Annotated in this window: 24 protein-coding genes; 18 read left to right on the plus strand and 6 right to left on the minus strand. The window is 59.3% G+C overall.

From position 1 onward, the window contains the following. Positions 1–78: 78 nt before the first annotated feature. From AWM79_RS22560 to AWM79_RS22570, 3 genes are all read right to left on the minus strand, one after another. Positions 79–336, minus strand: a complete 258-nt coding sequence (locus AWM79_RS22560) for a PA4570 family protein (RefSeq protein WP_017132819.1) — start codon at positions 334–336, stop codon at positions 79–81. A gap of 168 nt (positions 337–504) precedes the next feature. After that, positions 505–846, minus strand: coding sequence for a zinc ribbon domain-containing protein YjdM (locus tag AWM79_RS22565; RefSeq protein ID WP_060783817.1), 342 nt, complete (start codon positions 844–846; stop codon positions 505–507). A 189-nt stretch (positions 847–1,035) separates the two neighbouring features. Beyond that, the gene (locus AWM79_RS22570) at positions 1,036–2,004 is read right to left on the minus strand and encodes a polyprenyl synthetase family protein (RefSeq protein WP_017132821.1); all 969 of its coding nucleotides are present in this window, start codon (positions 2,002–2,004) and stop codon (positions 1,036–1,038) included. Positions 2,005–2,384: 380 nt separating this feature from the next. Between AWM79_RS22570 and rplU the strand changes: the two genes are divergently transcribed. The 5 genes from rplU (at position 2,385) to AWM79_RS22595 (ending at position 6,341) form a co-directional block, all read left to right on the plus strand. Continuing rightward, positions 2,385–2,699, plus strand: coding sequence for a 50S ribosomal protein L21 (gene rplU, locus AWM79_RS22575; RefSeq protein ID WP_003176051.1), 315 nt, complete (start codon positions 2,385–2,387; stop codon positions 2,697–2,699). A gap of 35 nt (positions 2,700–2,734) precedes the next feature. Next, the gene (gene rpmA, locus AWM79_RS22580; RefSeq protein ID WP_017132822.1) at positions 2,735–2,992 is read left to right on the plus strand and encodes a 50S ribosomal protein L27; all 258 of its coding nucleotides are present in this window, start codon (positions 2,735–2,737) and stop codon (positions 2,990–2,992) included. Positions 2,993–3,238: 246 nt separating this feature from the next. Then, the gene (gene cgtA / locus AWM79_RS22585; RefSeq protein ID WP_017132823.1) at positions 3,239–4,462 is read left to right on the plus strand and encodes an Obg family GTPase CgtA; all 1,224 of its coding nucleotides are present in this window, start codon (positions 3,239–3,241) and stop codon (positions 4,460–4,462) included. Positions 4,463–4,737: 275 nt separating this feature from the next. Beyond that, positions 4,738–5,856 (plus strand): glutamate 5-kinase, encoded by a 1,119-nt coding sequence (gene proB, locus AWM79_RS22590; protein ID WP_017132824.1) that lies wholly within the window; start codon positions 4,738–4,740, stop codon positions 5,854–5,856. Between the two features lie 20 nt (positions 5,857–5,876). After that, the gene (locus AWM79_RS22595) at positions 5,877–6,341 is read left to right on the plus strand and encodes a CreA family protein (RefSeq protein ID WP_017132825.1); all 465 of its coding nucleotides are present in this window, start codon (positions 5,877–5,879) and stop codon (positions 6,339–6,341) included. Between the two features lie 132 nt (positions 6,342–6,473). Here AWM79_RS22595 and rpsT read toward each other — a convergent pair whose 3' ends face one another. Then, entirely contained in the window at positions 6,474–6,752 is a 279-nt protein-coding gene (gene rpsT, locus AWM79_RS22600) for a 30S ribosomal protein S20 (protein WP_017123459.1), read from the minus strand. 390 nt (positions 6,753–7,142) lie between these two features. On the opposite strand from rpsT, the gene murJ reads away from it, so the two are divergent. The 6 genes from murJ to ispH all read left to right on the plus strand — a co-directional run bounded on the left by murJ (position 7,143) and on the right by ispH (position 14,581). Beyond that, positions 7,143–8,681: a murein biosynthesis integral membrane protein MurJ gene (murJ, locus tag AWM79_RS22605; protein ID WP_017132826.1), complete on the plus strand. Its 1,539-nt coding sequence runs from the start codon at positions 7,143–7,145 to the stop codon at positions 8,679–8,681. A gap of 157 nt (positions 8,682–8,838) precedes the next feature. Continuing rightward, the gene (gene ribF, locus AWM79_RS22610; RefSeq protein WP_060783818.1) at positions 8,839–9,789 is read left to right on the plus strand and encodes a bifunctional riboflavin kinase/FAD synthetase; all 951 of its coding nucleotides are present in this window, start codon (positions 8,839–8,841) and stop codon (positions 9,787–9,789) included. Further along, positions 9,786–12,617, plus strand: coding sequence for an isoleucine--tRNA ligase (gene ileS, locus AWM79_RS22615; protein ID WP_060783819.1), 2,832 nt, complete (start codon positions 9,786–9,788; stop codon positions 12,615–12,617). Before ribF ends, ileS begins: the two co-directional genes overlap by 4 nt. After that, positions 12,610–13,125: a signal peptidase II gene (gene lspA / locus AWM79_RS22620; protein WP_017132828.1), complete on the plus strand. Its 516-nt coding sequence runs from the start codon at positions 12,610–12,612 to the stop codon at positions 13,123–13,125. The genes ileS and lspA overlap by 8 nt, the downstream gene beginning before the upstream one ends. A 7-nt stretch (positions 13,126–13,132) precedes the next feature. Next, positions 13,133–13,570: an FKBP-type peptidyl-prolyl cis-trans isomerase gene (fkpB, locus tag AWM79_RS22625; RefSeq protein ID WP_176986833.1), complete on the plus strand. Its 438-nt coding sequence runs from the start codon at positions 13,133–13,135 to the stop codon at positions 13,568–13,570. A gap of 63 nt (positions 13,571–13,633) precedes the next feature. Next, complete coding sequence (gene ispH / locus AWM79_RS22630; protein ID WP_017132830.1) at positions 13,634–14,581, plus strand: 4-hydroxy-3-methylbut-2-enyl diphosphate reductase; 948 nt, start codon at positions 13,634–13,636, stop codon at positions 14,579–14,581. On the opposite strand, the gene AWM79_RS22635 is transcribed toward ispH, so the two are convergent. Beyond that, on the minus strand, positions 14,558–15,082 hold the full coding sequence (locus tag AWM79_RS22635; RefSeq protein WP_244159593.1) for a GspH/FimT family pseudopilin: 525 nt from the start codon (positions 15,080–15,082) through the stop codon (positions 14,558–14,560). The genes ispH and AWM79_RS22635 overlap by 24 nt on opposite strands. A gap of 152 nt (positions 15,083–15,234) precedes the next feature. Here AWM79_RS22635 and AWM79_RS22640 point away from each other — a divergent pair, with 152 nt between their 5' ends. From AWM79_RS22640 to thiO, 7 genes are all read left to right on the plus strand, one after another. Next, positions 15,235–15,699 carry a GspH/FimT family pseudopilin gene (locus tag AWM79_RS22640; RefSeq protein ID WP_017132832.1) on the plus strand — a complete coding sequence of 155 codons (465 nt, stop codon included), beginning with the start codon at positions 15,235–15,237 and terminating at the stop codon, positions 15,697–15,699. After that, positions 15,696–16,172, plus strand: a complete 477-nt coding sequence (gene pilV, locus AWM79_RS22645; RefSeq protein ID WP_017132833.1) for a type IV pilus modification protein PilV — start codon at positions 15,696–15,698, stop codon at positions 16,170–16,172. Before AWM79_RS22640 ends, pilV begins: the two co-directional genes overlap by 4 nt. Further along, positions 16,169–16,873, plus strand: coding sequence for a PilW family protein (locus AWM79_RS22650; RefSeq protein WP_060783820.1), 705 nt, complete (start codon positions 16,169–16,171; stop codon positions 16,871–16,873). Before pilV ends, AWM79_RS22650 begins: the two co-directional genes overlap by 4 nt. Before the next feature lie 12 nt (positions 16,874–16,885). Then, positions 16,886–17,404 (plus strand): pilus assembly PilX family protein, encoded by a 519-nt coding sequence (locus tag AWM79_RS22655; RefSeq protein ID WP_425262046.1) that lies wholly within the window; start codon positions 16,886–16,888, stop codon positions 17,402–17,404. Beyond that, complete coding sequence (locus AWM79_RS22660; RefSeq protein WP_060783821.1) at positions 17,391–20,546, plus strand: pilus assembly protein; 3,156 nt, start codon at positions 17,391–17,393, stop codon at positions 20,544–20,546. The genes AWM79_RS22655 and AWM79_RS22660 overlap by 14 nt, the downstream gene beginning before the upstream one ends. Positions 20,547–20,558: 12 nt before the next feature. Then, entirely contained in the window at positions 20,559–20,957 is a 399-nt protein-coding gene (locus tag AWM79_RS22665) for a type IV pilin protein (RefSeq protein ID WP_017132837.1), read from the plus strand. 106 nt (positions 20,958–21,063) lie between these two features. After that, positions 21,064–22,182, plus strand: coding sequence for a glycine oxidase ThiO (gene thiO / locus AWM79_RS22670; RefSeq protein WP_017132838.1), 1,119 nt, complete (start codon positions 21,064–21,066; stop codon positions 22,180–22,182). On the opposite strand, the gene AWM79_RS22675 is transcribed toward thiO, so the two are convergent. Continuing rightward, a complete protein-coding gene (locus AWM79_RS22675) occupies positions 22,160–23,503 on the minus strand; it encodes a sigma-54-dependent transcriptional regulator (RefSeq protein WP_017132839.1) in 1,344 nt (447 codons plus the stop codon). The genes thiO and AWM79_RS22675 overlap by 23 nt on opposite strands. Position 23,504: the final 1 nt, after the last annotated feature.

A 23,504-nucleotide genomic window follows, 5' to 3' on the forward strand; every position in this document is an offset into this window, starting at 1 on the left:
TGCCCGCGAAGCTTCTGGCACCCTTGAGGGCCACCAGGTCCTGCTCCCACGGGAATCGCACCGGCACAGGCATCGTTGTCACACCTGCAGCTTGCTGTTCAGGTCTCCCGTCGGGCGCAAGGCCCGGGCATAACAGAATAGAAACAGACTGCGCACCAGTTCTTTGAGCACCAACGGCTCACTGGAGCTCAGGCTGCTGACATCCAGGTCACCCTGGTCCTGTAGTTCATTCAGGGCTTCTTCTTCCAGGACTGCACAAACTTCACCGGTTTCCCGATGCAGGATGCGCAGATAAGGGTGTGGGCGGTCCAGCCAAGCATCGATCAAATAAGTCATGGTCTCATCTCCTTGATGGGTATCAATGAGAATAGTTCTTATTCAACAAATGACAAGTACCTATTAGCGAATTCCCGGTTTTTCTGTGGATGAGTTGTCTGGCGTCAAGCGTAGGGGTGCGCTGTGATTCCCGTGGGAGCTGGCTCTCAGGGGAGATGCCGTGTTTGTTCAGACCTTTTTGACGAACTCTGATTTCAGCTTCATGGGTCCGATGCCGTCGATCTTACAGTCGATATCGTGATCGCCGTCGCACAGGCGGATGTTCTTGACCTTGGTCCCGACCTTGACTACCAGGGAGGTGCCCTTGACTTTAAGGTCTTTGATCACAGTGATGGTATCGCCATCTTGCAGGACGTTGCCCACGGCATCTTTTTTCACGCTGTCAGCGGGCGCCGTCCCGGCTTCGTCGGTAGCGGACCATTCATGGGCGCATTCCGGGCAGACCAGTTGGGTACCGTCTTCGTAGGTGAATTCGCTATTGCATTTCGGGCAGGCTGGCAACGTGCTCACTAAGGCTCCTCAGGTTCAGGAAGGCTAAAAACGCACATTATATAGGGTTTTGCCTGAGAAGGAGCGTTGTGGGCGGGCCGGGGTGGCAGCCGGTCCGGCATTGCGGCTTGGCTGTGAAGGGGTCTCAAGGACGCCAGAAGCGAAGCGGGCAATCGGACGTCGATTGGCCGCTCCCACAAACCGCCGCGATCAGTGAGTACGGGCGACCGCGAATTCACTCAGTTCTACCAGCGCATCGCGATACTCGCTGGCTGGCAAGACTTCCAGACAAGCGATTGCGCGTGCGACGTAGTCACGGGCCAGTTGCGCGGTGTATTCCAGCGAACCCGAGGCTTCAACAGCGGCGCGAATGCTTTCCAGGTCCTCGATCCCGCCTTTTTGGATCGCCTGGCGTACCAGGGTGGCCTGCTCCGGTGTCCCTTCGCGCATGGTATAGATCAGCGGCAGGGTCGGCTTGCCTTCGGCGAGGTCGTCACCGACGTTCTTGCCCAGGGTCTGGGCATCGCCTTTGTAGTCCAGCAGGTCGTCGACCAACTGGAAGGCTATGCCCAGGTGGTCGCCGAAGGTGCGCAGGGCTTCGGCTTGTTCCTCCGTGGCCTGGCACAGGGCGGCGGCACTGTGGGTGGAGGCTTCGAAGAGCATCGCGGTCTTACCGCGGATAACTTCCATGTAGGTTTCTTCGGTGGTACTGGCGTCACGCACCTTGGACAACTGCAGCACTTCGCCTTCGGCGATGATACGCGTGGCTTGGGCGAGGATCTTCATGACCGGCATCGAGCCCAGTTCGACCATCATCTCGAAGGAGCGCGAATACAGGAAGTCGCCCACCAGCACGCTGGGGGCGTTGCCCCACATGGCGTTGGCGGTGGAGCGGCCACGGCGCATGCCGGACATGTCGACCACATCGTCATGCAACAGGGTGGCGGTGTGCAGGAACTCGATGGTCGCCGCCAGCAGGCGTAGGTCATCGCCTTCTCGACCCAGGGCCTTGCCGCACAGCAACACTAATAAAGGACGCAGGCGTTTGCCCCCGGCCGAGGTGATGTAGTCGCCGATTTTCGAGACCAGCGGCACCCGAGAAGTCAGCTGCTTCTTGATGATGCCGTCGACGGCGCTAAAATCGTCCGCCACCGTGCGGTAGAATGCTTGGGGTTGCATCAGCGAGAGTCGCTCCAGAAGGGTTGCGCGGCATGCTAGGGCGGGGGTCCCGGCCTGTCAAGGCGCCGCCAGGCGCAGTGCAAGTCGCCGCGCTCGATAATCGTGCGGCAAAAGCAGGCTCGCACTGCTCATTTAGACCACTAAACTACGCGTCCTCGCCCGCTTTTTTCCCCGGTCTTCCCTTCGCTCGCCACGCGTTCACGACGCCTGGTCTGCACTTGCAAGGATCGGGCAGCTTGCGTACAATCGCGCACCCTGAACTTCCTGGGCAGCACCTGCCTTACGCAATTGCACCGGGGCCGTTCCAGCCCCCTGCAGCCATGCCAGCCACTACCTTTACCTATAAAGCGCTGGGTGAGCAGGATTATCGGAGAAATACCATGTCTTACGCAGTAATCGTTACCGGCGGCAAGCAGTACAAAGTCGCTCCAGGTGAATACCTGAAGATCGAAAAACTGGAAATCGCCACCGGCGAATCCGTTACCTTTGATCGCGTTCTGTTGGTCGCCAATGGCGATGACGTGAACATCGGCGCTCCAGTTGTTGCAGGCGCTACCGTTGTGGCTGAAGTGATCTCCCAAGGTCGTCACGATAAAGTCCGCATCATCAAGTTCCGTCGTCGTAAGCATCACATGAAGCGTATGGGCCACCGTCAGTGGTACACCGAGATCAAAATCACCGGTATTCAGGCTTAATTTCAGCCTAATCCCCTTTTTGGAGAATTGAACTCATGGCACACAAAAAAGCGGGTGGTAGTACCCGTAACGGTCGCGACTCAGAAGCTAAACGCCTTGGCGTGAAGATGTATGGCGGCCAGGCTATCAAAGCGGGCAACATCATCGTGCGTCAGCGCGGCACCCAGTTCCACGCCGGTTACGGCGTTGGCATGGGTAAGGACCACACTCTCTTCGCTAAAGTCGAAGGTGTGATCAAGTTTGAAGTAAAAGGCGCTTTCAATCGTCGTTACGTGAGCGTTGTCGCGGCTTAATCGCGAGGATGCTGGAGAAGCCCCGTCTTGCGACGGGGCTTTTTCGTTTGTAGGGTGAGTCTCTTGCAAAGCTGTTTGTATGGGCTGTCGGCGCTGGATTTTTCGGTGGTTGAGCGGGTTTGTTCGAAAGCTCGCCGCGCAGGCAGGTTTCGGGCAAGGCCTGAGTTGCCGCGCTCATCTTTGCAAGAGTCTTATACTTGATATTTGTGGTTATTCGGCTCGTCCCGGTGACGAGAGGCATGTGTTATGAAGTTCGTTGATGAAGTATCGATTCGCGTAAAGGCTGGTGACGGCGGCAACGGTTGTATGAGCTTTCGCCGGGAAAAATTCATCGAGAACGGTGGTCCCAACGGCGGTGATGGCGGTGATGGCGGCTCGATCTACATGGTCGCCGACGAAAACCTCAATACTCTGGTGGACTACCGCTACACCCGGCACTTCGATGCTGAGCGCGGTTCCAATGGCGGCAGCACCGATTGCACCGGCAAGAAAGGTGAGGATCTGGAGCTGCGCGTGCCGGTCGGCACCACGGTGATCGATTCCGCCACCCAGGAAGTTATCGGTGACTTGGTCAAGGCCGGTCAGCGTCTGTTGGTGGTTCATGGTGGCTGGCATGGCCTGGGCAACACCCGCTTCAAATCCAGTACCAACCGGGCGCCGCGCCAGACCACGCCCGGCAAACCGGGCGAGCAGCGTGACCTCAAGCTGGAAATGAAGGTGCTGGCTGATGTCGGTCTGTTGGGCTTGCCGAATGCGGGTAAAAGTACCTTTATCCGCTCGGTCTCGGCCGCCAAACCGAAGGTGGCCGATTATCCGTTCACTACGTTGGTGCCGAACTTGGGGGTGGTCAGTGTCGATCGCTGGAAAAGCTTTGTCATTGCCGACATTCCGGGGCTGATCGAAGGTGCTTCGCAAGGTGCTGGCCTGGGGATTCGCTTCCTCAAGCACCTGGCGCGTACCCGGCTGTTGCTGCACCTCGTCGACATGGCGCCGCTGGATGACAGCAGTGCGCCGGACGCCGCCGAAGTGATCGTCAACGAGCTGACTCGTTTCAGTCCGTCGCTGGCGGAGCGTGATCGCTGGCTGGTGCTGAACAAATGCGACCAGATTCTCGAAGAAGAACATGAGCAGCGGGTCAAGGAAGTGGTCGAGCGCCTGCAGTGGACCGGCCCGGTCTATGTGATCTCGGCGATTGCCAAGGAAGGGACCGAGCGCCTGACTCGCGATATCATGCGTTACTTGGAAGATCGTCTCGACCGCCTGGCCAACGATCCGGCCTATGCCGAAGAGTTGCGCGACCTCGACCAGCGCATCGAAGATGAGGCGCGTGCCCAGTTGCAGGCCCTGGACGACCAGCGCGCCTTGCGCCGCAGTGGCGTCAAGAGCGTCCATGATATCGGTGACGATGATTGGGATGAAGAAGATGTCGATGACGAGGATGGTCCGGAAATCATTTACGTCCGCGACTGATTCCTTCGGTAAACTAGTACGCCGCTCACTGAAGCGGCGTTTTAGTATCCGTGCGAAAAGTGGCGGCGCTCGGCCATGCGGCGTTAAAGACAGTCTCGGAACGCTCGTGTAGATCCCAGTAGTTGGGCACGATCCCGGTCGTTCCTCGCTTGTTTTTGTCGTGTCCGGCCTGCGCTGGCCGACTGTTCGTGCGAATACTGTATCGGTAAACGTCAATCACATAATTGCGTGGGTGGTGCTCGGTCGCGCTGCTCGCAAGCTAAGGTTGGAAGATCATGCGGAGCAAGGTGACAGGTGCGCGGCGTTGGGTTGTGAAGATCGGCAGCGCGTTGCTGACGGCGGACGGCAAGGGGCTGGATCGCGCGGCAATGGGGGTCTGGGTCGAGCAAATGGTGGCCTTGCACGAGGCGGGCGTGGAGCTGGTGCTGGTGTCGTCCGGCGCGGTGGCGGCAGGCATGAGCCGGCTTGGCTGGACGGTGCGACCGAGTGCCATGCATGAGTTGCAGGCCGCAGCAGCCATTGGTCAGATGGGGCTGGTGCAGGCTTGGGAGTCGAGCTTTGCCGAGCATGGTCGCCATACCGCGCAGATTCTGCTGACCCACGACGACCTGTCCGATCGCAAGCGTTACCTCAATGCACGCAGTACGTTGCGAGCCCTGGTGGAGCTCAAGGTGATCCCAGTGATCAACGAGAATGACACCGTGGTCACCGATGAAATCCGTTTCGGCGACAACGATACCCTGGCGGCGCTGGTTGCCAATCTGGTGGAAGCGGACCTGCTGGTGATCCTGACGGATCGCGACGGCATGTTCGACGCCGATCCGCGCCACAATCCCGATGCCCAACTGATCTACGAGGCGCGTGCCGATGATCCGGCGCTGGATGCGGTGGCGGGCGGTACCGGTGGCGCCTTGGGGCGCGGTGGTATGCAGACCAAGCTACGTGCGGCACGGCTGGCGGCGCGCTCCGGTGCGCATACGATCATCGTTGGCGGTCGCCTGGAGCGGGTGCTGGATCGCCTGAAGGCGGGCGAGCGTATCGGTACCTTGTTGTCGCCCGAGCGCGGCATGCTGGCCGCACGCAAGCAATGGCTGGCCGGGCATCTTCAGACCCGTGGCACGCTGGTGCTGGATGATGGGGCGGTCAATGCCCTGGTGCGTGATCATAAGAGCTTGCTGCCGGTAGGGGTGAAACGGGTGCAGGGGAGCTTCCGGCGTGGCGAAATGGTGGTGTGCGTGGCACCGGATGGTCGTGAGATTGCCCGTGGGCTCGCCAACTACAGCGCTTTAGAGGCGCAGAAGATCATTGGTCAGTCATCGGATGCGATTGTCGGTTTGCTGGGTTATATGGCAGAGCCTGAGCTGGTTCATCGCGATAATCTGATTCTAGTGTAATGGGCTCGAAGGAGAAGGGCATGAAGTGGGTGAAAGGGTTATTGGGGTTGTTCCTGGTGACGCCGTTGTTGGTGTCGGCTGAAGAGATCGGTCGAGTGTCCACGGTGTTCAAGTTTGTCGGTCCGAATGACCGGATTGTGGTCGAGGCGTTCGATGATCCGAAGGTCGAAGGGGTGACGTGCTATTTGTCTCGGGCCAAGACGGGTGGCCTGAAGGGTGGTCTGGGCTTGGCGGAGGATCGTGCCGAGGCTTCGATTGCCTGTCGCCAGGTTGGACCAATTCGCTTCAGTGGTGAGTTGAAGGAGGGTGATGAGGTGTTCAAGGAGCGCACGTCGCTGGTGTTCAAGACCATGCAGGTGGTGCGCTTCCTCGATAAGAAGCGCAATACGCTGGTGTATCTGGTCTATAGCGATCGCTTGATCGAAGGCAGTCCGCAGAATGCAGTGACGGCCATTCCGATTCTACCTTGGCCGCAGAACCCCTGATTTCGCCGCTGGCTCCCGCGTCGCCCATGGGCGCGGGAAGACAGGTTGTAGTGTTCTGCATCGCCATTCAGGGTAAATATTCCGGGCAATAAAAAACCGACCCTGGGGTCGGTTTTTTAACAAGCGTGTCGCTTAGGCTGCGGCAGCAAGGTTCAGGGCCTTGATATGGCCATTCAGGCGACCTTTATGGCGAGCGGCCTTGTTCTTGTGGATGATACCTTTATCGGCCATGCGGTCGATAACAGGAACAGCCAGAACATAGGCAGCTTGAGCTTTAGCAGCGTCTTTTGCGTCGATGGCTTTCACTACGTTCTTGATGTAGGTACGAACCATGGAACGCAGGCTGGCGTTGTGGCTGCGACGCTTCTCAGCCTGTTTTGCACGTTTTTTGGCGGAAGGTGAGTTGGCCACCGTCGAGCTCCTCGAAAGACTTTTTAGGAAATAGCAAACAAAATAGGCCGCGAATCATGCCGATGAGTTGAAGTCTTGTCAAGGGCAGGCAATGCGTTCCGCTGAGTGGTCGATGCAGTTTTCGTGAAAACGACCGCGCCGACAATACTGCGTCAAAAACAAGCTCGGAATGCTCATGCAGATCCCTAAGTCGGGTAGGACCCCAGGCTTGTTTTTGCCTTGTCTTGCCTTCGCTCGCTACGTTTTCACAAGGGCTGGTGACGGGATATTTCTTTCCGGCGTATGACCTGTAAACTCGCGAGTTTTGGCTCTGTGCTGTTGCGGCGCGGAGTATCGCATAGCTGGGCGCTTTATTCGCCTGTTCTTTACCCAAAGGCACACAATCTCTCAATGAATTTGCTCAAGTCGTTGGCCGCCGTTAGCTCTATCACGATGATTTCCCGGGTTCTGGGGTTTGTTCGCGATACCATCATCGCGCGCGCCTTCGGTGCCGGCATGGCCACCGATGCCTTTTTTATTGCCTTTAAGTTGCCCAACCTGCTGCGGCGAATTTTTGCCGAGGGGGCTTTCTCCCAGGCATTCGTGCCGATCCTGGCGGAATACAAGAGCCAGCAGGGCGAAGAGGCGACACGCACCTTCATTGCCTATGTGAGCGGCATGCTGACTTTGGTCCTGGCTCTGGTGACGGTGCTCGGGATGGTTGCTGCGCCCTGGGTCATCTGGGCGACCGCGCCCGGCTTCACCGATACGCCCGAGAAGTTCAAGCTGACCGCGGATCTTCTGCGGGTGACCTTTCCCTATATATTGCTGATTTCGCTGTCGTCCCTGGCCGGTGCGATCCTCAATACCTGGAACCGCTTCTCGGTCCCGGCGTTCGTGCCGACCCTGCTGAATGTCAGCATGATCATCTTTGCGTTGTGCTTGACGCCGTATTTCGACCCGCCGGTGATGGCGCTGGGGTGGGCGGTTCTGGCGGGCGGCCTGGCGCAATTGCTCTACCAACTGCCGCACCTGAAGAAAATCGGCATGCTGGTACTGCCACGCCTGAGCTTGCGCGATACCGGGGTCTGGCGCGTTATGAAGCAGATGTTGCCGGCCATTCTCGGGGTATCGGTCAGTCAGATCTCGTTGATCATCAATACCATCTTCGCCTCGTTCCTGATGGCGGGTTCGGTGTCCTGGATGTATTATGCCGACCGCTTGATGGAGCTGCCGTCCGGCGTGCTGGGTGTGGCTCTGGGGACCATCCTGCTGCCGATCCTGTCCAAGACCTACGCCAGCCAGGATCGCCACGAGTACTCACGCATTCTCGATTGGGGGCTGCGACTGTGCTGCCTGCTGGTGCTACCGTGCTCCCTGGCATTGGCGGTGCTCTCCGAACCCCTGACCGTTTCACTGTTCCAGTACGGTCAGTTCAGTGCTTTCGACGCGTCCATGACCCAGCGGGCACTGATTGCTTATTCGATCGGCCTGCTCGGGATCATCATGATCAAGGTGCTGGCACCGGGTTTTTACGCGCAGCAGAACATTCGCACACCGGTAAAAATCGCGATTTTTACCCTGGTCGTCACGCAGTTGCTCAACCTGGTCTTTATCGGGCCACTGGCCCATGCCGGGCTGGCCTTGGCCATCAGTGGGGGTGCTTGCATCAATGCCGGTCTGCTGTTCTGGCAGTTGCGCAAGCAGAAGCTGTTCATGCCACAACCGGGTTGGGCGGCGTATCTGCTGAAGTTGCTGGTCGCTGTCGGCGTAATGTCGGTGGTATTACTGGGCTTGATGCACTGGATGCCGAGCTGGGATCAGGGGCATATGCTTGAACGCTTCCTGCGCCTGGGCGCATTGGTGGCGGCCGGGGTGATAGCCTACTTTGGCACGTTGCTGTTGTTGGGGTTGCGCCTGCGGCATTTCAATCGCCGGTCGTTGCTGTGATGGGCAAGCTTGTTCGCTGTAGAGTCAGGCTTGTTTCTGTCGGGGAGAGGCTGGGTGTGAGCGTTTTGTCTGTTCGATTGATTTGGATGCAGCTGTTGCCTGTCGTCCACCACCGGGTATGGGTATAATCGACCACTTTATGAGCAAGAAGCGCGTTATGCAGCTGGTTCGAGGTCTTCACAACTTACGTCCCCAGCATCGGGGCTGTGTCGCCACTATTGGCAACTTTGACGGTGTTCACCGGGGTCACCAGGCTATCCTGGCTCGACTGCGCGCGCGCGCGCTGGAGTTGGGCGTGCCTAGCTGCGTGGTGATCTTCGAGCCGCAGCCCCGTGAATTTTTCGCTCCAGAGACCGCACCGGCCCGCTTGGCTCGTTTACGCGACAAACTGCAACTGCTGGCTGCCGAAGGCGTGGATCGGGTGTTGTGCCTGGCGTTCAACCAGTGCTTGAGCAAACTCAGTGCCGCCGAGTTCGTCGATACCATCCTGGTGGACGGGCTGGGCGTGCAGCACCTGGAGGTCGGTGATGACTTCCGTTTCGGCTGCGACCGGGCGGGTGATTTCGAGTTTCTGCTGAAGGCCGGTAGTCGCCGTGGCTTTACCGTCGAAGCGGCGCAGACGGTTGAACTCGATGGTTTGCGGGCCAGCAGCACGCAGGTGCGTGATGCCCTGGCCGCAGCTGATTTTGCCTTGGCCGAGCAGTTGCTGGGCCGTCCGTTCTGGATTGGCGGGCGGGTATTACACGGACAGAAGCTGGCGCGCCAATTGGGCACGCCCACGGCCAACGTGCAGCTCAAGCGCCGTCGCGTGCCGCTGACGGGAGTCTACCTGGTCAGTGTCGAGATCGACGGCCAGCGGTGGCCGGGCGTCGCCAATATCGGCGTGCGACCCACGGTGTCGGGTGATGGCAGTGCTCACCTGGAAGTGCATCTGCTGGATTTTGCCGGTGATCTCTATGGCCGGCGTTTGACCGTGGTTTTCCACCACAAGCTGCGCGATGAGCAGCGATTCGCCTCCCTGGAGGCGCTCAAGACGGCGATCAATGCGGACGTCGCCGTCGCCCGTGCCCATTGGCAGGGTTCACCGCTTAAAAAGAGCCTGAAATGACCGACTACAAAGCCACGCTTAACCTTCCGGACACCGCCTTCCCAATGAAGGCCGGCCTGCCACAGCGCGAACCGCAGATCCTGCAGCGCTGGGACAGCATTGGCCTGTACCGGAAGTTGCGCGAGATTGGCAAGGATCGTCCGAAGTTCGTCCTTCACGACGGTCCTCCGTATGCCAACGGCACGATTCACATCGGTCATGCGCTGAACAAAATTCTCAAGGACATGATCATCCGCTCCAAGACCCTGGCCGGCTTCGATGCGCCGTATGTGCCGGGTTGGGACTGCCATGGCTTGCCGATCGAGCACAAAGTCGAAGTGACCCACGGCAAGAACCTGGGCGCGGACAAGACTCGCGAACTGTGCCGTGCCTACGCCACCGAGCAGATCGAAGGGCAAAAGGCCGAATTCATCCGCCTGGGTGTATTGGGCGATTGGGCCAACCCCTACAAGACCATGGATTTCAAGAACGAAGCCGGTGAAATCCGTGCCCTGGCCGAAATCGTCAAGGGCGGCTTCGTGTTCAAGGGCCTCAAACCGGTAAACTGGTGTTTCGATTGCGGTTCGGCCCTGGCTGAAGCCGAGGTCGAGTACCAGGACAAGAAGTCCTCGACCATCGACGTGGCATTCCCGATTGCCGATCCGGACAAGCTGGCCGCCGCGTTCGGCCTGTCATCGCTGGCCAAGCCGGCCTCGATCGTGATCTGGACCACCACCCCATGGACGATTCCGGCCAACCAGGCGCTGAACGTTCATCCCGAGTTCAGCTATGCCCTGGTCGATGTCGGCGACAAATGGCTGCTGCTGGCCGAAGAACTGGTGCAATCGTGCCTGTCGCGCTACGGCCTGGAAGGTTCGGTGGTGGCTACCGCCAAGGGTGAAGCCCTGGAGTTGATCAACTTCCGTCACCCGTTCCATGATCGCCTGTCGCCGGTCTATCTGGCCGACTACGTGGAACTGGGTGCTGGCACCGGCGTGGTTCACTCCGCTCCGGCCTACGGCGAGGACGACTTCAAGACCTGCAAGCACTACGGCATGGTCAACGACGACATCCTCGCGCCGGTACAGAGCAATGGCGTGTACGTCGATTCCCTGGAGTTTTTCGGTGGCCAGTTCATCTGGAAAGCCAACCCGAACATCATCGACAAGCTCAGTGAAGTCGGTGCTCTGCTGCACACCGAGACCATCAGCCACAGCTACATGCATTGCTGGCGCCACAAGACCCCGTTGATCTATCGTGCCACCGCGCAATGGTTCATCGGCATGGACAAGGCGCCAGTGGCCGGCGATACCCTGCGCGAGCGGGCCATCAAGGCCATCGAAGAGACCCAGTTCGTGCCGGCCTGGGGCCAGGCACGCCTGCATTCGATGATCGCCAACCGTCCGGACTGGTGCATCTCGCGCCAGCGTAATTGGGGCGTGCCGATTCCGTTCTTCCTCAACAAGCAAAGCGGCGAGCTGCATCCGCGCACCGTTGAACTGATGGAGCAGGTGGCCCAGCGTGTCGAGAAAGAGGGCATCGAGGCCTGGTTCAAGCTGGAGGCCGCCGAGTTGCTGGGCGACGAAGCGCCGCTGTACGACAAGATCAGCGACACTCTCGACGTCTGGTTCGACTCCGGCACCACCCACTGGCACGTGCTGCGCGGTTCGCACCCGATGGGCCACGAGAGCGGCTCACGTGCCGACCTGTACCTGGAAGGTTCGGACCAGCATCGCGGCTGGTTCCACTCCTCGCTGCTGACCGGTTGCGCCATCGACAACCACGCACCGTACCGCGAGCTGCTGACCCACGGTTTCACCGTCGACGAAGCGGGTCGCAAGATGTCCAAATCCCTGGGCAACGTGATCGCGCCACAGAAAGTCAACGACACTCTGGGCGCCGACATCATGCGTCTGTGGGTCGCCTCGACCGACTACTCGGGCGAAATGGCGGTCTCCGATCAGATCCTGCAACGCAGTGCCGACGCCTACCGGCGTATCCGCAACACCGCGCGTTTCCTGCTCTCCAACCTGAGCGGTTTCAACCCGGCCAGCGATCTCCTGCCGGCGGAAGAAATGCTTGCTCTGGATCGCTGGGCAGTGGATCGTACCCTGTTGCTGCAACGCGAGCTGGAGCTGCACTACGGTGAGTACCGTTTCTGGAACGTCTACTCCAAGGTGCATAACTTCTGCGTGCAGGAGTTGGGCGGTTTCTACCTGGACATCATTAAGGATCGCCAGTACACCACCGGCGCCAACAGCAAGGCCCGGCGTTCCTGCCAAACGGCGCTGTTCCATATCTCTGAGGCGCTGGTGCGTTGGATCGCACCGATCCTGGCCTTTACCGCCGACGAACTGTGGCAGTACCTGCCGGGCGAGCGCAACGAATCGGTGATGCTCAACACCTGGTATGACGGTCTCAGCGAGCTGCCGGAAGGCTTCGAGCTGGATCGCGCCTACTGGGAGCGGATCATGGCGGTCAAGGCCGCGGTCAACAAGGAAATGGAGAATCTGCGCGCCGCCAAGGCCATCGGCGGCAACCTGCAGGCGCAAGTTACCCTGTTCGCCGAAGAAGCACTGGTCGGCGACCTGAACAAGCTCGGCAACGAACTGCGCTTCGTGCTGATCACCTCCACCGCCACCGTGGCGCCATTGGCGCTGGCGCCGACGGATGCGGTGGTCACCGAAGTGCCGGGCCTGAAGCTCAAGGTGGTCAAGTCCGCTCACGCCAAGTGTGCCCGTTGCTGGCATTGCCGCGAGGATGTCGGGGTGAGTCCGGAGCATCCAGAGCTCTGCGGTCGTTGCATCGACAACATCAGCGGCGAAGGCGAGGTGCGTCACTATGCCTAATGCCGGTGTCGGCCGTTTCGGCCGCCTGGGCTGGTTGTGGTTGACCTTGGTGGTTCTGGTCATCGATCAGGTCAGTAAGTTCCACTTCGAAAGCTCGCTGACCCTGTACCAGCAGATTGTGATCATTCCCGACTACTTTAGCTGGACCCTGGCCTACAACACCGGTGCCGCCTTCAGCTTATTGGCCGACAGCGCTGGCTGGCAGCGTTGGCTGTTCGCCTTGATCGCGGTGGTGGTCAGTGCGGTATTGGTGGTCTGGCTCAAGCGCCTGGGGCGCGACGAAACCTGGTTGGCCATCGCTCTGGCGTTGGTGCTGGGCGGAGCGTTGGGCAATTTGTACGACCGTATTGCCCTGGGGCATGTGATCGACTTTATCCTAGTGCACTGGCAGAACCGCTGGTACTTCCCGGCATTCAACGTTGCCGACAGCGCCATTAGCGTGGGCGCGGTGATGCTGGCGCTGGACATGTTCAAAAGCAAAAAGTCCGGAGAAACCGTTCATGACTGAACACGCAGTGGCTGAACAACGGATCGGTCAGAACACCCAGGTGACTTTGCACTTCGCTTTGCGCCTGGAAAACGGCGACACGGTCGACAGTACTTTCGACAAGGCCCCGGCGACTTTCAAGGTCGGCGACGGCAGCCTGCTACCCGGTTTCGAAGCTGCCTTGTTCGGCTTCAAGGCCGGCGACAAGCGTAGCCTGAGCATTGCGGCGGAAAATGCCTTTGGCCAGCCCAACCCGCAGAACGTACAGATCATCCCGCGTTCGCAGTTCCAGGACATGGAACTGTCGGAAGGCTTGCTGGTGATCTTCAACGACGCGGCCAATACCGAGCTGCCCGGTGTGGTCAAGGCTTTCGATGACGTCGAAGTGACCGTCGACTTCAATCACCCGTTGGCCGGCAAGACCCTGACCTTCGATGTGGAAATATTCGAGGTCAAGGCGCTTTAAGAGCATCGGGCCGTTACGGCGACCCAATGATTGACCCCTTGCGCGCAAGACACGAGGCATAGCATGCAAATCAAACTCGCCAACCCCCGTGGCTTCTGCGCCGGTGTGGACCGGGCGATTGAAATCGTCAACCGGGCTCTGGAGGTCTTCGGACCGCCGATCTACGTGCGCCACGAAGTGGTGCACAACAAATTTGTCGTCGAAGACCTGCGCGCCCGTGGTGCCATCTTCGTCGAAGAATTGGACCAGGTGCCGGATGACGTCATCGTCATTTTTAGTGCCCACGGCGTTTCCCAGGCCGTGCGCAGCGAGGCGGCCGGTCGTGGCTTGAAGGTGTTCGATGCCACCTGCCCGCTGGTGACCAAGGTGCATATCGAAGTTGCGCGCTACAGTCGCGAGGGTCGTGAATGCATCCTGATCGGTCACGCGGGGCATCCGGAAGTGGAAGGCACCATGGGGCAGTACGACGCCAGCAACGGCGGTGCCATCTACTTGGTAGAGGACGAGAAAGACGTCGCCGCCTTGCAGGTACGCAACCCCGACCAGTTGGCCTTCGTGACCCAGACCACTTTGTCGATGGACGACACCAGCCGGGTCATCGATGCTCTTCGGGCACGTTTTCCGGCCATTGGCGGGCCGCGCAAAGACGACATCTGCTACGCCACGCAAAATCGCCAGGACGCGGTCAAGCAACTGGCAAACGAATGCGATGTGGTGCTCGTGGTTGGCAGCCCGAACAGCTCCAACTCCAATCGCTTGCGTGAACTGGCCGAGCGCATGGCGACCCCAGCCTACCTGATCGACGGCGCGCAGGACATGCAGCGTAGCTGGTTCGATGGCGTCGAGCGTATCGGCATCACCGCTGGCGCCTCGGCCCCGGAAGTGCTGGTGCGTGGCGTGATCCAGCAGCTCCAGGCCTGGGGCGCCTGCGCTGCCGAGGAACTGGCCGGTCGCGAGGAAAATATCACCTTCTCCGTGCCCAAGGAGCTACGCGTTCGTTCGTTGCTCTGAGCCCTCCGTTTGACAGAGCGCCTCGGGGCGCTCTTGTGCAGTGATTCTCACCCTGCCGGTGGCGGCCAGTACCACCTGCCGGTGGCTGATGGCCTGCTCCCTGGCACAGATATGCAGCGTGCCGCCCCGCGACGAGCCGTTCTCGTAGCGCAGTTCGCCCAGGCTGGTGAACCGGATAAAACTTCTGGTGGTGGTATTGCCCCTGACGGGCGTTCGCCCATCACCGCGCCGTTCACTCAGGATCGGGTTGTCCGGGTCTTCATGGCCATTTCCGTTCTGGTCGATCACGATCCTCCAGCCCTGGCTCCAGTCACCGTCCAACGGGTGAATGATCACGCTCCTCTGGCGCAAGATCGCTTCGGTGCGGGCCGTGCGCAAGCCGGTGGCGAGCTCGTCGGCGGAAATTCTGCGATGCTGCGAGTCCATGAGGTTCTCGAACGATGCGGAGGCCAGATGCGCCAAAATGGCGATCAGGCTCAGCCCGAGCAGCAGTTCGCTCAATGTGAAACCTCGTTGTGGCATATCGACCAACTCCCTGTTGATTTTTACCCTGATGCTTGCTGGTCCATCCAAAACAACCGTATATCCTGTTGTCGATTGTTTGCGCGACAGGGCTAGTTATAGTTCCGTGCAGGCGGGGTGGGAGTACGCATATGTTTCAACGTGCCAAAGGTTTCACGCTGGTCGAGCTGATGGTCACGGTGGCGGTGCTGGCAATTGTGTTGACCCTCGCGGTGCCTTCATTCACATCGAGCATCCAGCGATCCAAGGCCGAGACCGAGGCAAACGATCTGATGCGCGCGCTCAATTACACCCGCCTGGAGGCAATCAATCGAGGCGTGAATGTGCGCATTGCCCCCTCGACTGCCGGCGCCGCCTGGACCACGGCGCTGACCACCACCCTGAGTTCCAACTCGACGATTTTGCGTAGCACGCCGGCAATGTCGAGTTCCGCGACGGTGGCGAGCAATAACGTGGCGTTCATTGAGTTCAACAACCTGGGCGGGCTTGCCGATCCCGCCGCGAATACCCCCTTGACCTTTGTCGAGGGGGCTTACACCAATACGGTTACCGTATGCCTGACAGGCCGGATCGTGCTCAATGGAGTTTGTCAATGACGGCTAATCATCAGTCCGGGGTCACGTTGGTGGAGGTGCTGGTGGCCATGCTGGTCATGGCGATCGGCCTGCTCGGCGCGGCGGCGTTACAGCTCAATGCCCTGAAGAACACCGACAGCTCGACGATAGGGACCCAGATCAGTTTTATCACCTACGACATACTGGACCGTATTCGCGCCAACCCCTGTTCAAATGCCACGCGCAATCCTTGCCTCAATCCAGGGGCTGACTATCAGTTGGGGAGTCTCGTGGCGCCAAGCGCGACCTCGACGATCCGCGATCAGGATTTGTCCGATTTCGTTACCAGCCTGAACAATATCCCCGGCGCGGGGATCGTCTCGGGGTCGATTGCGGTAGCGGCCGGTGTCGTCACTATCACCGTCGTCTGGACCGACACACGGGCGGCGAACGCGAACGTCACTTCAACGGTCTCCCTGGTCAGCCGGGTTGCCACTGTGTGGAACGGCCTATGAAAAAGTTTTGCGCAGGTGTTGGCCTGATCGAAATGATGGTGGCCCTGATGCTGGGGCTGATTGTGGTCGCGGGTATCACCCAGATATTCATGGCGGCGAGGAATACCTACGCCAGCCAGGCTGGTGCGGCCGGTATGCAGGAGGATGCGCGGTTCGTCCTCAGCAAGATGCTCCAGGAAATTCGTATGACCGGGATGTTCGGCTGTGTCGCGACGGTGGACGACTCGAGCCTCAATAACACCTTCATGGCGGCATTCAACACGCCGATCAGTTGGGATAGTGCTAATCAGGCCCTGACGCTGATCACCGCCGATGTCGGTAACCACGGCGCGGCTCCGACCTGGACGATTGTGTCCGATTGCCTGGTGCAATCTACGGCTTATAGCGGAGCCAGGGCGCCAGGCGTCGGGCAAATTGCCCTATCGGTGAGGCAATCGATCTATTCCTTCGCCAACAATCAGATCTATATCGGCCCGCTCAATGCCCGTCAGCCCTTGATCAGCAATGTGCAGGCCTTTGCCGTATCGTTCGGAATGGCCAGGACCCTGCTCGACAGCACGGCATTCAGTTATTCCGCAACCCCGAGCAATCCCAGGTTGATTCGCAGTGTCAGGCTGACGCTGACCTTGAGGGATCCCGCCGGCAGGGTCAGCGATCGTACATTCAACGTTGTGGCAGCCGTGCGCAACTGGCTCAGATAAGGAGGGCATGCCTTGAATACCTTTGCCCATAGGGCCATTCCACTTAAGCGGCAATCCCAGCGCGGCATGGCATTGCTGGTCAGTCTGGTGTTTTTGCTGTTGCTGACCCTGATCGGTATCTCGTCGATGCAAAATGCCAACCTGCAGGAAAAAATGTTCGGTAGCGTCAAGGTGCGCAACGAGTCATTCCAGTTCGCGGAAAGTGCGTTGCGGGTAGGGGAAACTGTCGTCCAGGCGTCGAACTACAATCCGCCGGTTTGCTCCAGCACCGTGCGCTGCGCGCCACCTGCCGAAGCGCTTAACAATGCCCAACCGCTGAGCGCCGGTACGAATGCCACCTCTGGAGTGACCTGGGTGGCCGTGACCAACGGTTTCTACGGTATACAGAAGCTGGGCACCACCAAGGATCCGGTCAATGTCGATGCCGCGGGCATGGAGGATGGCCTTTCCTGGACCACCTACAGGATTACCGGCGTGGGCAATCAGGGCACGTCGCGCACCGTGCTGGAGAGTATCTATGTCAAGAAATAAGGGCGCAGGCAGCGTGTATTCACGGCTCGTCAAACTGATAGCCGGCGCCTTTTTCGGACTGTACCTCAGCGCTCCGGTTTATGCCTTCACACCTTCTGACTCGCCGCTGTTGAGCGCCGGCTCGGTCACGCCGAACGTGATGCTGTTGGTGGATAATTCCGGGAGCATGAACAACCTGATTCGCGCGACGGACTTCCATCAGTCGACGACCACTCCCCAGGTGTACAACTGCGCCTCGACGTTCAGTTGCAGCACTAGCGTCAACGGCCTGATCGCGCTCGATATGATGAATGAAAACCAGTTCATCAACGATTTCTACCAAGGCGGTTGCGACACGAACTACGACGGTTTCAGAATGGGTGTAGGTGCCAGCAACACGCCGAGTAGCACAGTTTACTGCATCAAGTTTCCGGACCCGGTCGGTGGTGGCAATACGCGGATTTCCAACCGGTATGTGGCTTATCTCATCGCCAGGATGATCTCGGCGGGGCTGACAAAAAAGGATTACGCCACCGACAGCAGCATCCCCAATGATTATCGGATCAACGTTGCCCGCAACGTGTCATCGGCGCTGGTTACCAGCAACCGCAACCTGCGCATTGGCTTGGCAACGTTCAACGCCCCGACCAGTAGTGATAATGGTCGGGGCGGCAATATCGCCCGAATAATCAGTGATTTGTCTCCGGTGACCGGTTCGACCACCCAGGCCCAGGCAGACACCAACTACAGTGCGTTGATCTCCTCGATCAACGGTTTGTCCGCAATCGCCAATACGCCGCTGGCTGAAACCTATTACGAGATCACGCGTTACTTGCGGGGGATGACGCCCTACTACAACTCGACACCAACTACCTACACCAGCCCGGTCCAGTATCGCTGCCAGAAGAACTACGGCGTGGTCATCACCGACGGCTTGCCGACCTACGACCGTAGCTTTGCGAGCAGCGATCCGTTGGGTGGCGGCAATCTGCCGAACTGGGACAGGATCGATAACGACGGCAACAATCTCAGTGGCGATGCCGAGGGCAACACGCTTTATCTGGACGATATCGCCAAGTTCGCCTATGACATCGACGTGCGCTCCTCGGGCAACGATGCCGCAGGCAAGAGTTGGGACGCCGCAGACTTCCCGAAACAAAATATGTTTACCTACTCCGTGGGGTTTACCGCCGACAATCAGATGCTGGCCGATAGCGCACGGTACGGGCATGGCAACTACTATCAGGCGACCGACAGTGCGGGGTTGAACGCGGCATTGTCGGCGGCGCTGAATGACATCACCTCCAAGGCCGGGTCTGGCGGTGGTGGCGCATCGAGCTCCTCGAGCCTGAGCACCAATACCTTGTTCTATACCTCGCAGTATGACCCTGCCGATTGGCGCGGTACCATCCGGGCTTTCGCGTTCAATGCCGATGGATCACTCAGCTCCACGACCAACTGGAGCACCGATACGACCCTCTCGCCCACGGGGGCTGCGACTCCGAGTTTTCAGTCGTGGAATACGCTGACCAGTTCGCCTATTACCCTGACTTATGGCAACTTCGCGCCGCTTCAGCAGACGGCCCTGGGATTGAGCCTGCCGTTGGGCATTACCGGCAACGATCTGGTGGAGTGGAGCAAGGGTACCAACAAGGCCGGTTTGAAGGTCCGGACCGTCTATCTGGGGGATGTCGTCAACTCACGCCTGGTTTATGCCTCGCCAACCGACCGCACGGCATCGGACACCGTTGGCGACACCAGTTACACCGCTTACCTGGATGCCAAGGCTGGCGGTACGGGGATGGCCGCACGCCTGGTGGTCAATGCCAACGACGGTTTTTTCAACGTCATCGATCCGCTGACGGGCCAGCGCCTTTATGCGTATATGCCGTCGAGTGTGATCAACAACCTGCACTATGTCGCCGATCCGGCTTATATCAATGGCAGCAGCCACAAATTCCTCAACGATGGTCAGATCACCGTGGCCGATGCCAAGCTCAATAGCACCTGGAATACCGTTGCGGTAGGCGGTGTTGGCGCAGGTGGCAAGGCATTCTTCGCGATCCGCCTGTACGGTGCCTCGACCGCCAACACCATCGGCGCCCTGTGGGAAATCAAGGCCCCGGCTGTCGCCAATCCGCTGAACGTTTTCAATGACCTGGGTTATGCCTATGCCAAGCCGGAAGTGGCTCGCTTGGCCGATGGTCGCTGGGCGGCATTCATCGGCAACGGCTATGGCAGTGCCGCCGGTGTGGCGGCGTTGTATGTGGTGGATATGCGCGACGGCTCGTTGATCACGAAAATTACCTCCGACAGTACTGGGAACAATGGCCTCAGCTCGGTAAAGCTGCGGGTCAATGCTCAAAGTGTCGTGCAATATGCATACGCTGGCGATTTGAAAGGACAGATGTGGAAGTTCAAACTGACTGATCCCGCTCCTGCCAATTGGGCCGTGGCATTTGGCGGGGCGCCGCTGTTCACAGCCTTGAACACCACGGCCCAACCGATTACCGCACAACCGGTCATTGGCAATCTGCCAGGACAAGGCAAGCTGGTCTATTTCGGTACCGGTAAACTCAGTGAAACAGCGGACAAGACCACCACGGCGCGCCAGGCGTTCTACGCGGTGTTGGATAATGACGGCAGCAGCGCCAGTTATACCGAGAGCAACCTGGTTGCCCAGACGATCAATGCTCCCGCGACAGGCACTTCGTTTTTCACCTCCAGCCAGAACCCGGTCGATTACACGACCAAGAAAGGGTTTTACTTTTCCTTGGTTCCCAACAACACACCGACTGGGGAGCGGGTTATTTACCCGGCGCTCCTGACCTTTGGACGATTGATCTTCACCACGGCACAGGTTGACACCAGCGACCCTTGTTCCAGTGCCGGGTCGGGACGTTTGCTGGATGTCGATGCGGTGAGCGGGGCCATGTTGACCTATCCGATTCTAGACACCAACGGCGATGGGACAATCAACGCCAGCGATCTGGCATTTAGCGGTATCACTTACAGTGGTAGTGTACCGAACATCGGTGGGCTTATCAGGCAGCTCGATGGGCTCCAGATCATTGCCGGGCCGCAGGAGTCAGGGACATCTGCTCCGTTGCTAGAACTGGGCGGTGTGAACAACCGGCGCATCATGTGGCGACAATTACAGTAGGTGGGAGGATCAATGCGTAGAACCGGTGAAGGTTTCAGCCTGATCGAACTGATGATCGTTGTCGCGATTATTGGGATTCTGGCCGCCGTGGCCTACCCGAGTTACACCGAGTATGTCCGTCGTGCACACCGCTCTGAAATTGCCGGCCTGTTGTACGAGCAGGCGCAGACGCTGGAGCGGTTTTATTCACGCAACGCCACGTATGTGGGGGCGGTGCTGAGCAACGGCAACGCGTTCTACAGCATCGTGCCCGCCTTGAGCGCCACCAGTTTCACGTTGACCGCGACGCCCGTCGCGGGCTCGATGATGGCGAGTGACAAATGTGGTAGCTACACCCTGAACAACCTGAATGTGTCAGCCAATACTGGGGCTGGCGCAGGCGTGACAGTCAAGGATTGCTGGGGGCGCTAGAGCGTTTTCGAGAAGGCCCGGCTTTCAATGCCAGAGGATATATTTCGTATAGCGCCTGAGTTTGTCTGGGACTTCATATCGGTTTCTTTTCTGTCTGGATCAATCAATGAACACCCAGCAACATGTAGTCATCGTCGGCGGCGGAGTGATCGGCCTGCTGACGGCATTCAACCTGGCCTCCCAGATCACCCGGGTGACTTTGCTGGATCGCTCCGGCCTCGGCCAGGAAGCCTCCTGGGCCGGCGGTGGGATCGTTTCGCCGTTGTACCCGTGGCGCTACAGTTCGGCCGTCACGGCGCTGGCCCATTGGTCGCAGGATTTTTACCCACAGCTTGGGGCGAGACTTTTCGCCCAGACCGGGGTGGATCCGGAAGTTCATACCACCGGCCTCTACTGGCTCGACCTGGATGACGAAGCCGAGGCTTTGGCCTGGGCCGAGCGCGAGAAACGCCCGCTGAGCTCGGTGGATATCTCGGCGGTCCACGATGCGGTGCCGGTCATGGGCGGGGGGTATTGCCGGGCGATCTACATGGCCAATGTCGCCAATGTGCGCAATCCGCGTTTGCTGAAGTCACTCAAGGCGGCCTTGCAGGCCTTGCCCAATGTCACGATTCACGAGCAGTGCGAGGTCAGCGATTTTATCCACGAGGGTGGGAAAATCGCCGGCGTGCGGACTTCAACGGGTGATATTCAAGCCGATCAGGTGGTGCTGGCCGCTGGCGCCTGGAGTGGCGAATTGCTGAAGACCCTGGGCCTGGAGCTGCCGGTTGAACCGGTCAAGGGCCAGATGATTCTGTATAAATGCGCGGCGGATTTCTTGCCCAGCATGATCCTGGCCAAAGGCCGTTATGCGATTCCGCGACGTGACGGCCATATCCTGATCGGTAGCACCCTGGAGCATGAAGGTTTCGACAAGACACCGACTGTACCGGCGCTGGACAGCCTCAAGGCATCGGCGGCGGAGTTGCTTCCTGCGTTGGCCGGTGCCGAGCCCGTTGCCCATTGGGCGGGATTACGCCCTGGGTCACCTGCGGGTATTCCGTTTATTGGCCGTGTGCCTGGTTTTGACGGGCTCTGGCTCAACTGCGGTCATTATCGCAACGGTTTGGTGCTGGCTCCGGCGTCCTGCCAACTGTTTGCCGATCTGTTGCTGGGAAACGAGCCGATCATCGACCCGGCTCCCTACGCGCCTCAAGGGCGGCTCAATCCAACCCCAGTTTCTTGAGACGATAACGCATCGAACGGAACGACAGGTTCAGCCGTTGGGCCGCCGCCGTGCGGTTCCAGCGGGTTTCTTCCAAGGCTTGGAGAATCAGCTTGCGCTCGATGCTTTCCAGGTAATCTTCCAGATTATCGATCTGCGCCAGATTCGGCCCCCCAGGCTCGGCGTTATTGCCGTCGGCTTGCGCCAGCCGTAGGTCGCTGGCCTCGATCTGCTCGTTTTCACACAAGGTATGAGCCCGCTCGAGCATATTCTCCAGTTCACGCACATTACCGGGAAAACGATAACCCTTGAGGATATCCAGGGCGTTGGGGTGGAGTTTGGCGGCAGGCAGCCCGCTACCTGCCGCCAGACGCTTGAGTACATGGGTCGCCAGCGGCTCAATGTCGTCGCGGCGTTCGCGCAGCGAGGGGACCCGCAGTTCAATGACGTTGAGCCGGTAATACAGGTCCTGGCGAAAGCGTCCGGCGCTGACTTCAGCGCTCAGGTCTTTGTGGGTGGCGCACAAAATCCGCACATCCACCACTTCTTCCTGTTGACCGCCGACGCTGCGAACGGCCTTTTCCTGGATCGCCCGCAGCAGCTTGACCTGCATGGCAAGAGGCAGGTCAGCGACTTCATCGAGAAACAAGGTGCCACCGTTGGCGGCTTGGAACAGCCCAGGGGTGTCTTCGACCGCGCCGCTGAAGCTGCCTTTGCGATGGCCGAAAAACTCGCTTTCCATCAGTTCCGAAGGAATGGCCCCGCAGTTGACCGGCACGAACGGGCTCTCGGCGCGAGGGCCCTGCGCATGGATCAAGCGCGCCACCAGCTCCTTGCCGCTGCCTGATTCACCACTGATATACACGGGGGCCTGACTGCGGGCCAGTTTGTCGATTTGTTTGCGCAGGGCGCGCATCGGCAGCGAATCGCCCTGCAGACGGGTATCAATGGCCAGTGGTTTTTCACCGGCCATCGGCAGTCGCAAGGCGCTGGTAACCAGTTCCCGCAAGCGGGCCAGATCCACCGGCTTGGTCAGGAAGTCGAAGGCACCGGACTTGAGTGCGTTGATCGCAGTATCCAGGCTGCCATAGGCGGTGATCATTGCCACTGGCACCTGGGGATGACGCTGTTGGATGTATTGGACCAGTTCCAGTCCCGTGCCGTCCGGCAGGCGCATGTCGGTCAGGCACAGGTCGAAGCTGTCCTGAGCCAGTTTGTCTCGGGCTTCGCCGACATTGCGGGCGCTTTGGGTATCGAGCTTCATCCGACCCAGAGTGATTTCCAGGAGTTCGCGGATATCCGGTTCATCATCGACGATCAGGATCTTCTGCCGTGGGCTCATG

Source organism: Pseudomonas agarici, assembly GCF_001543125.1.
Taxonomy (GTDB): Bacteria; Pseudomonadota; Gammaproteobacteria; order Pseudomonadales; family Pseudomonadaceae; genus Aquipseudomonas; species Aquipseudomonas agarici.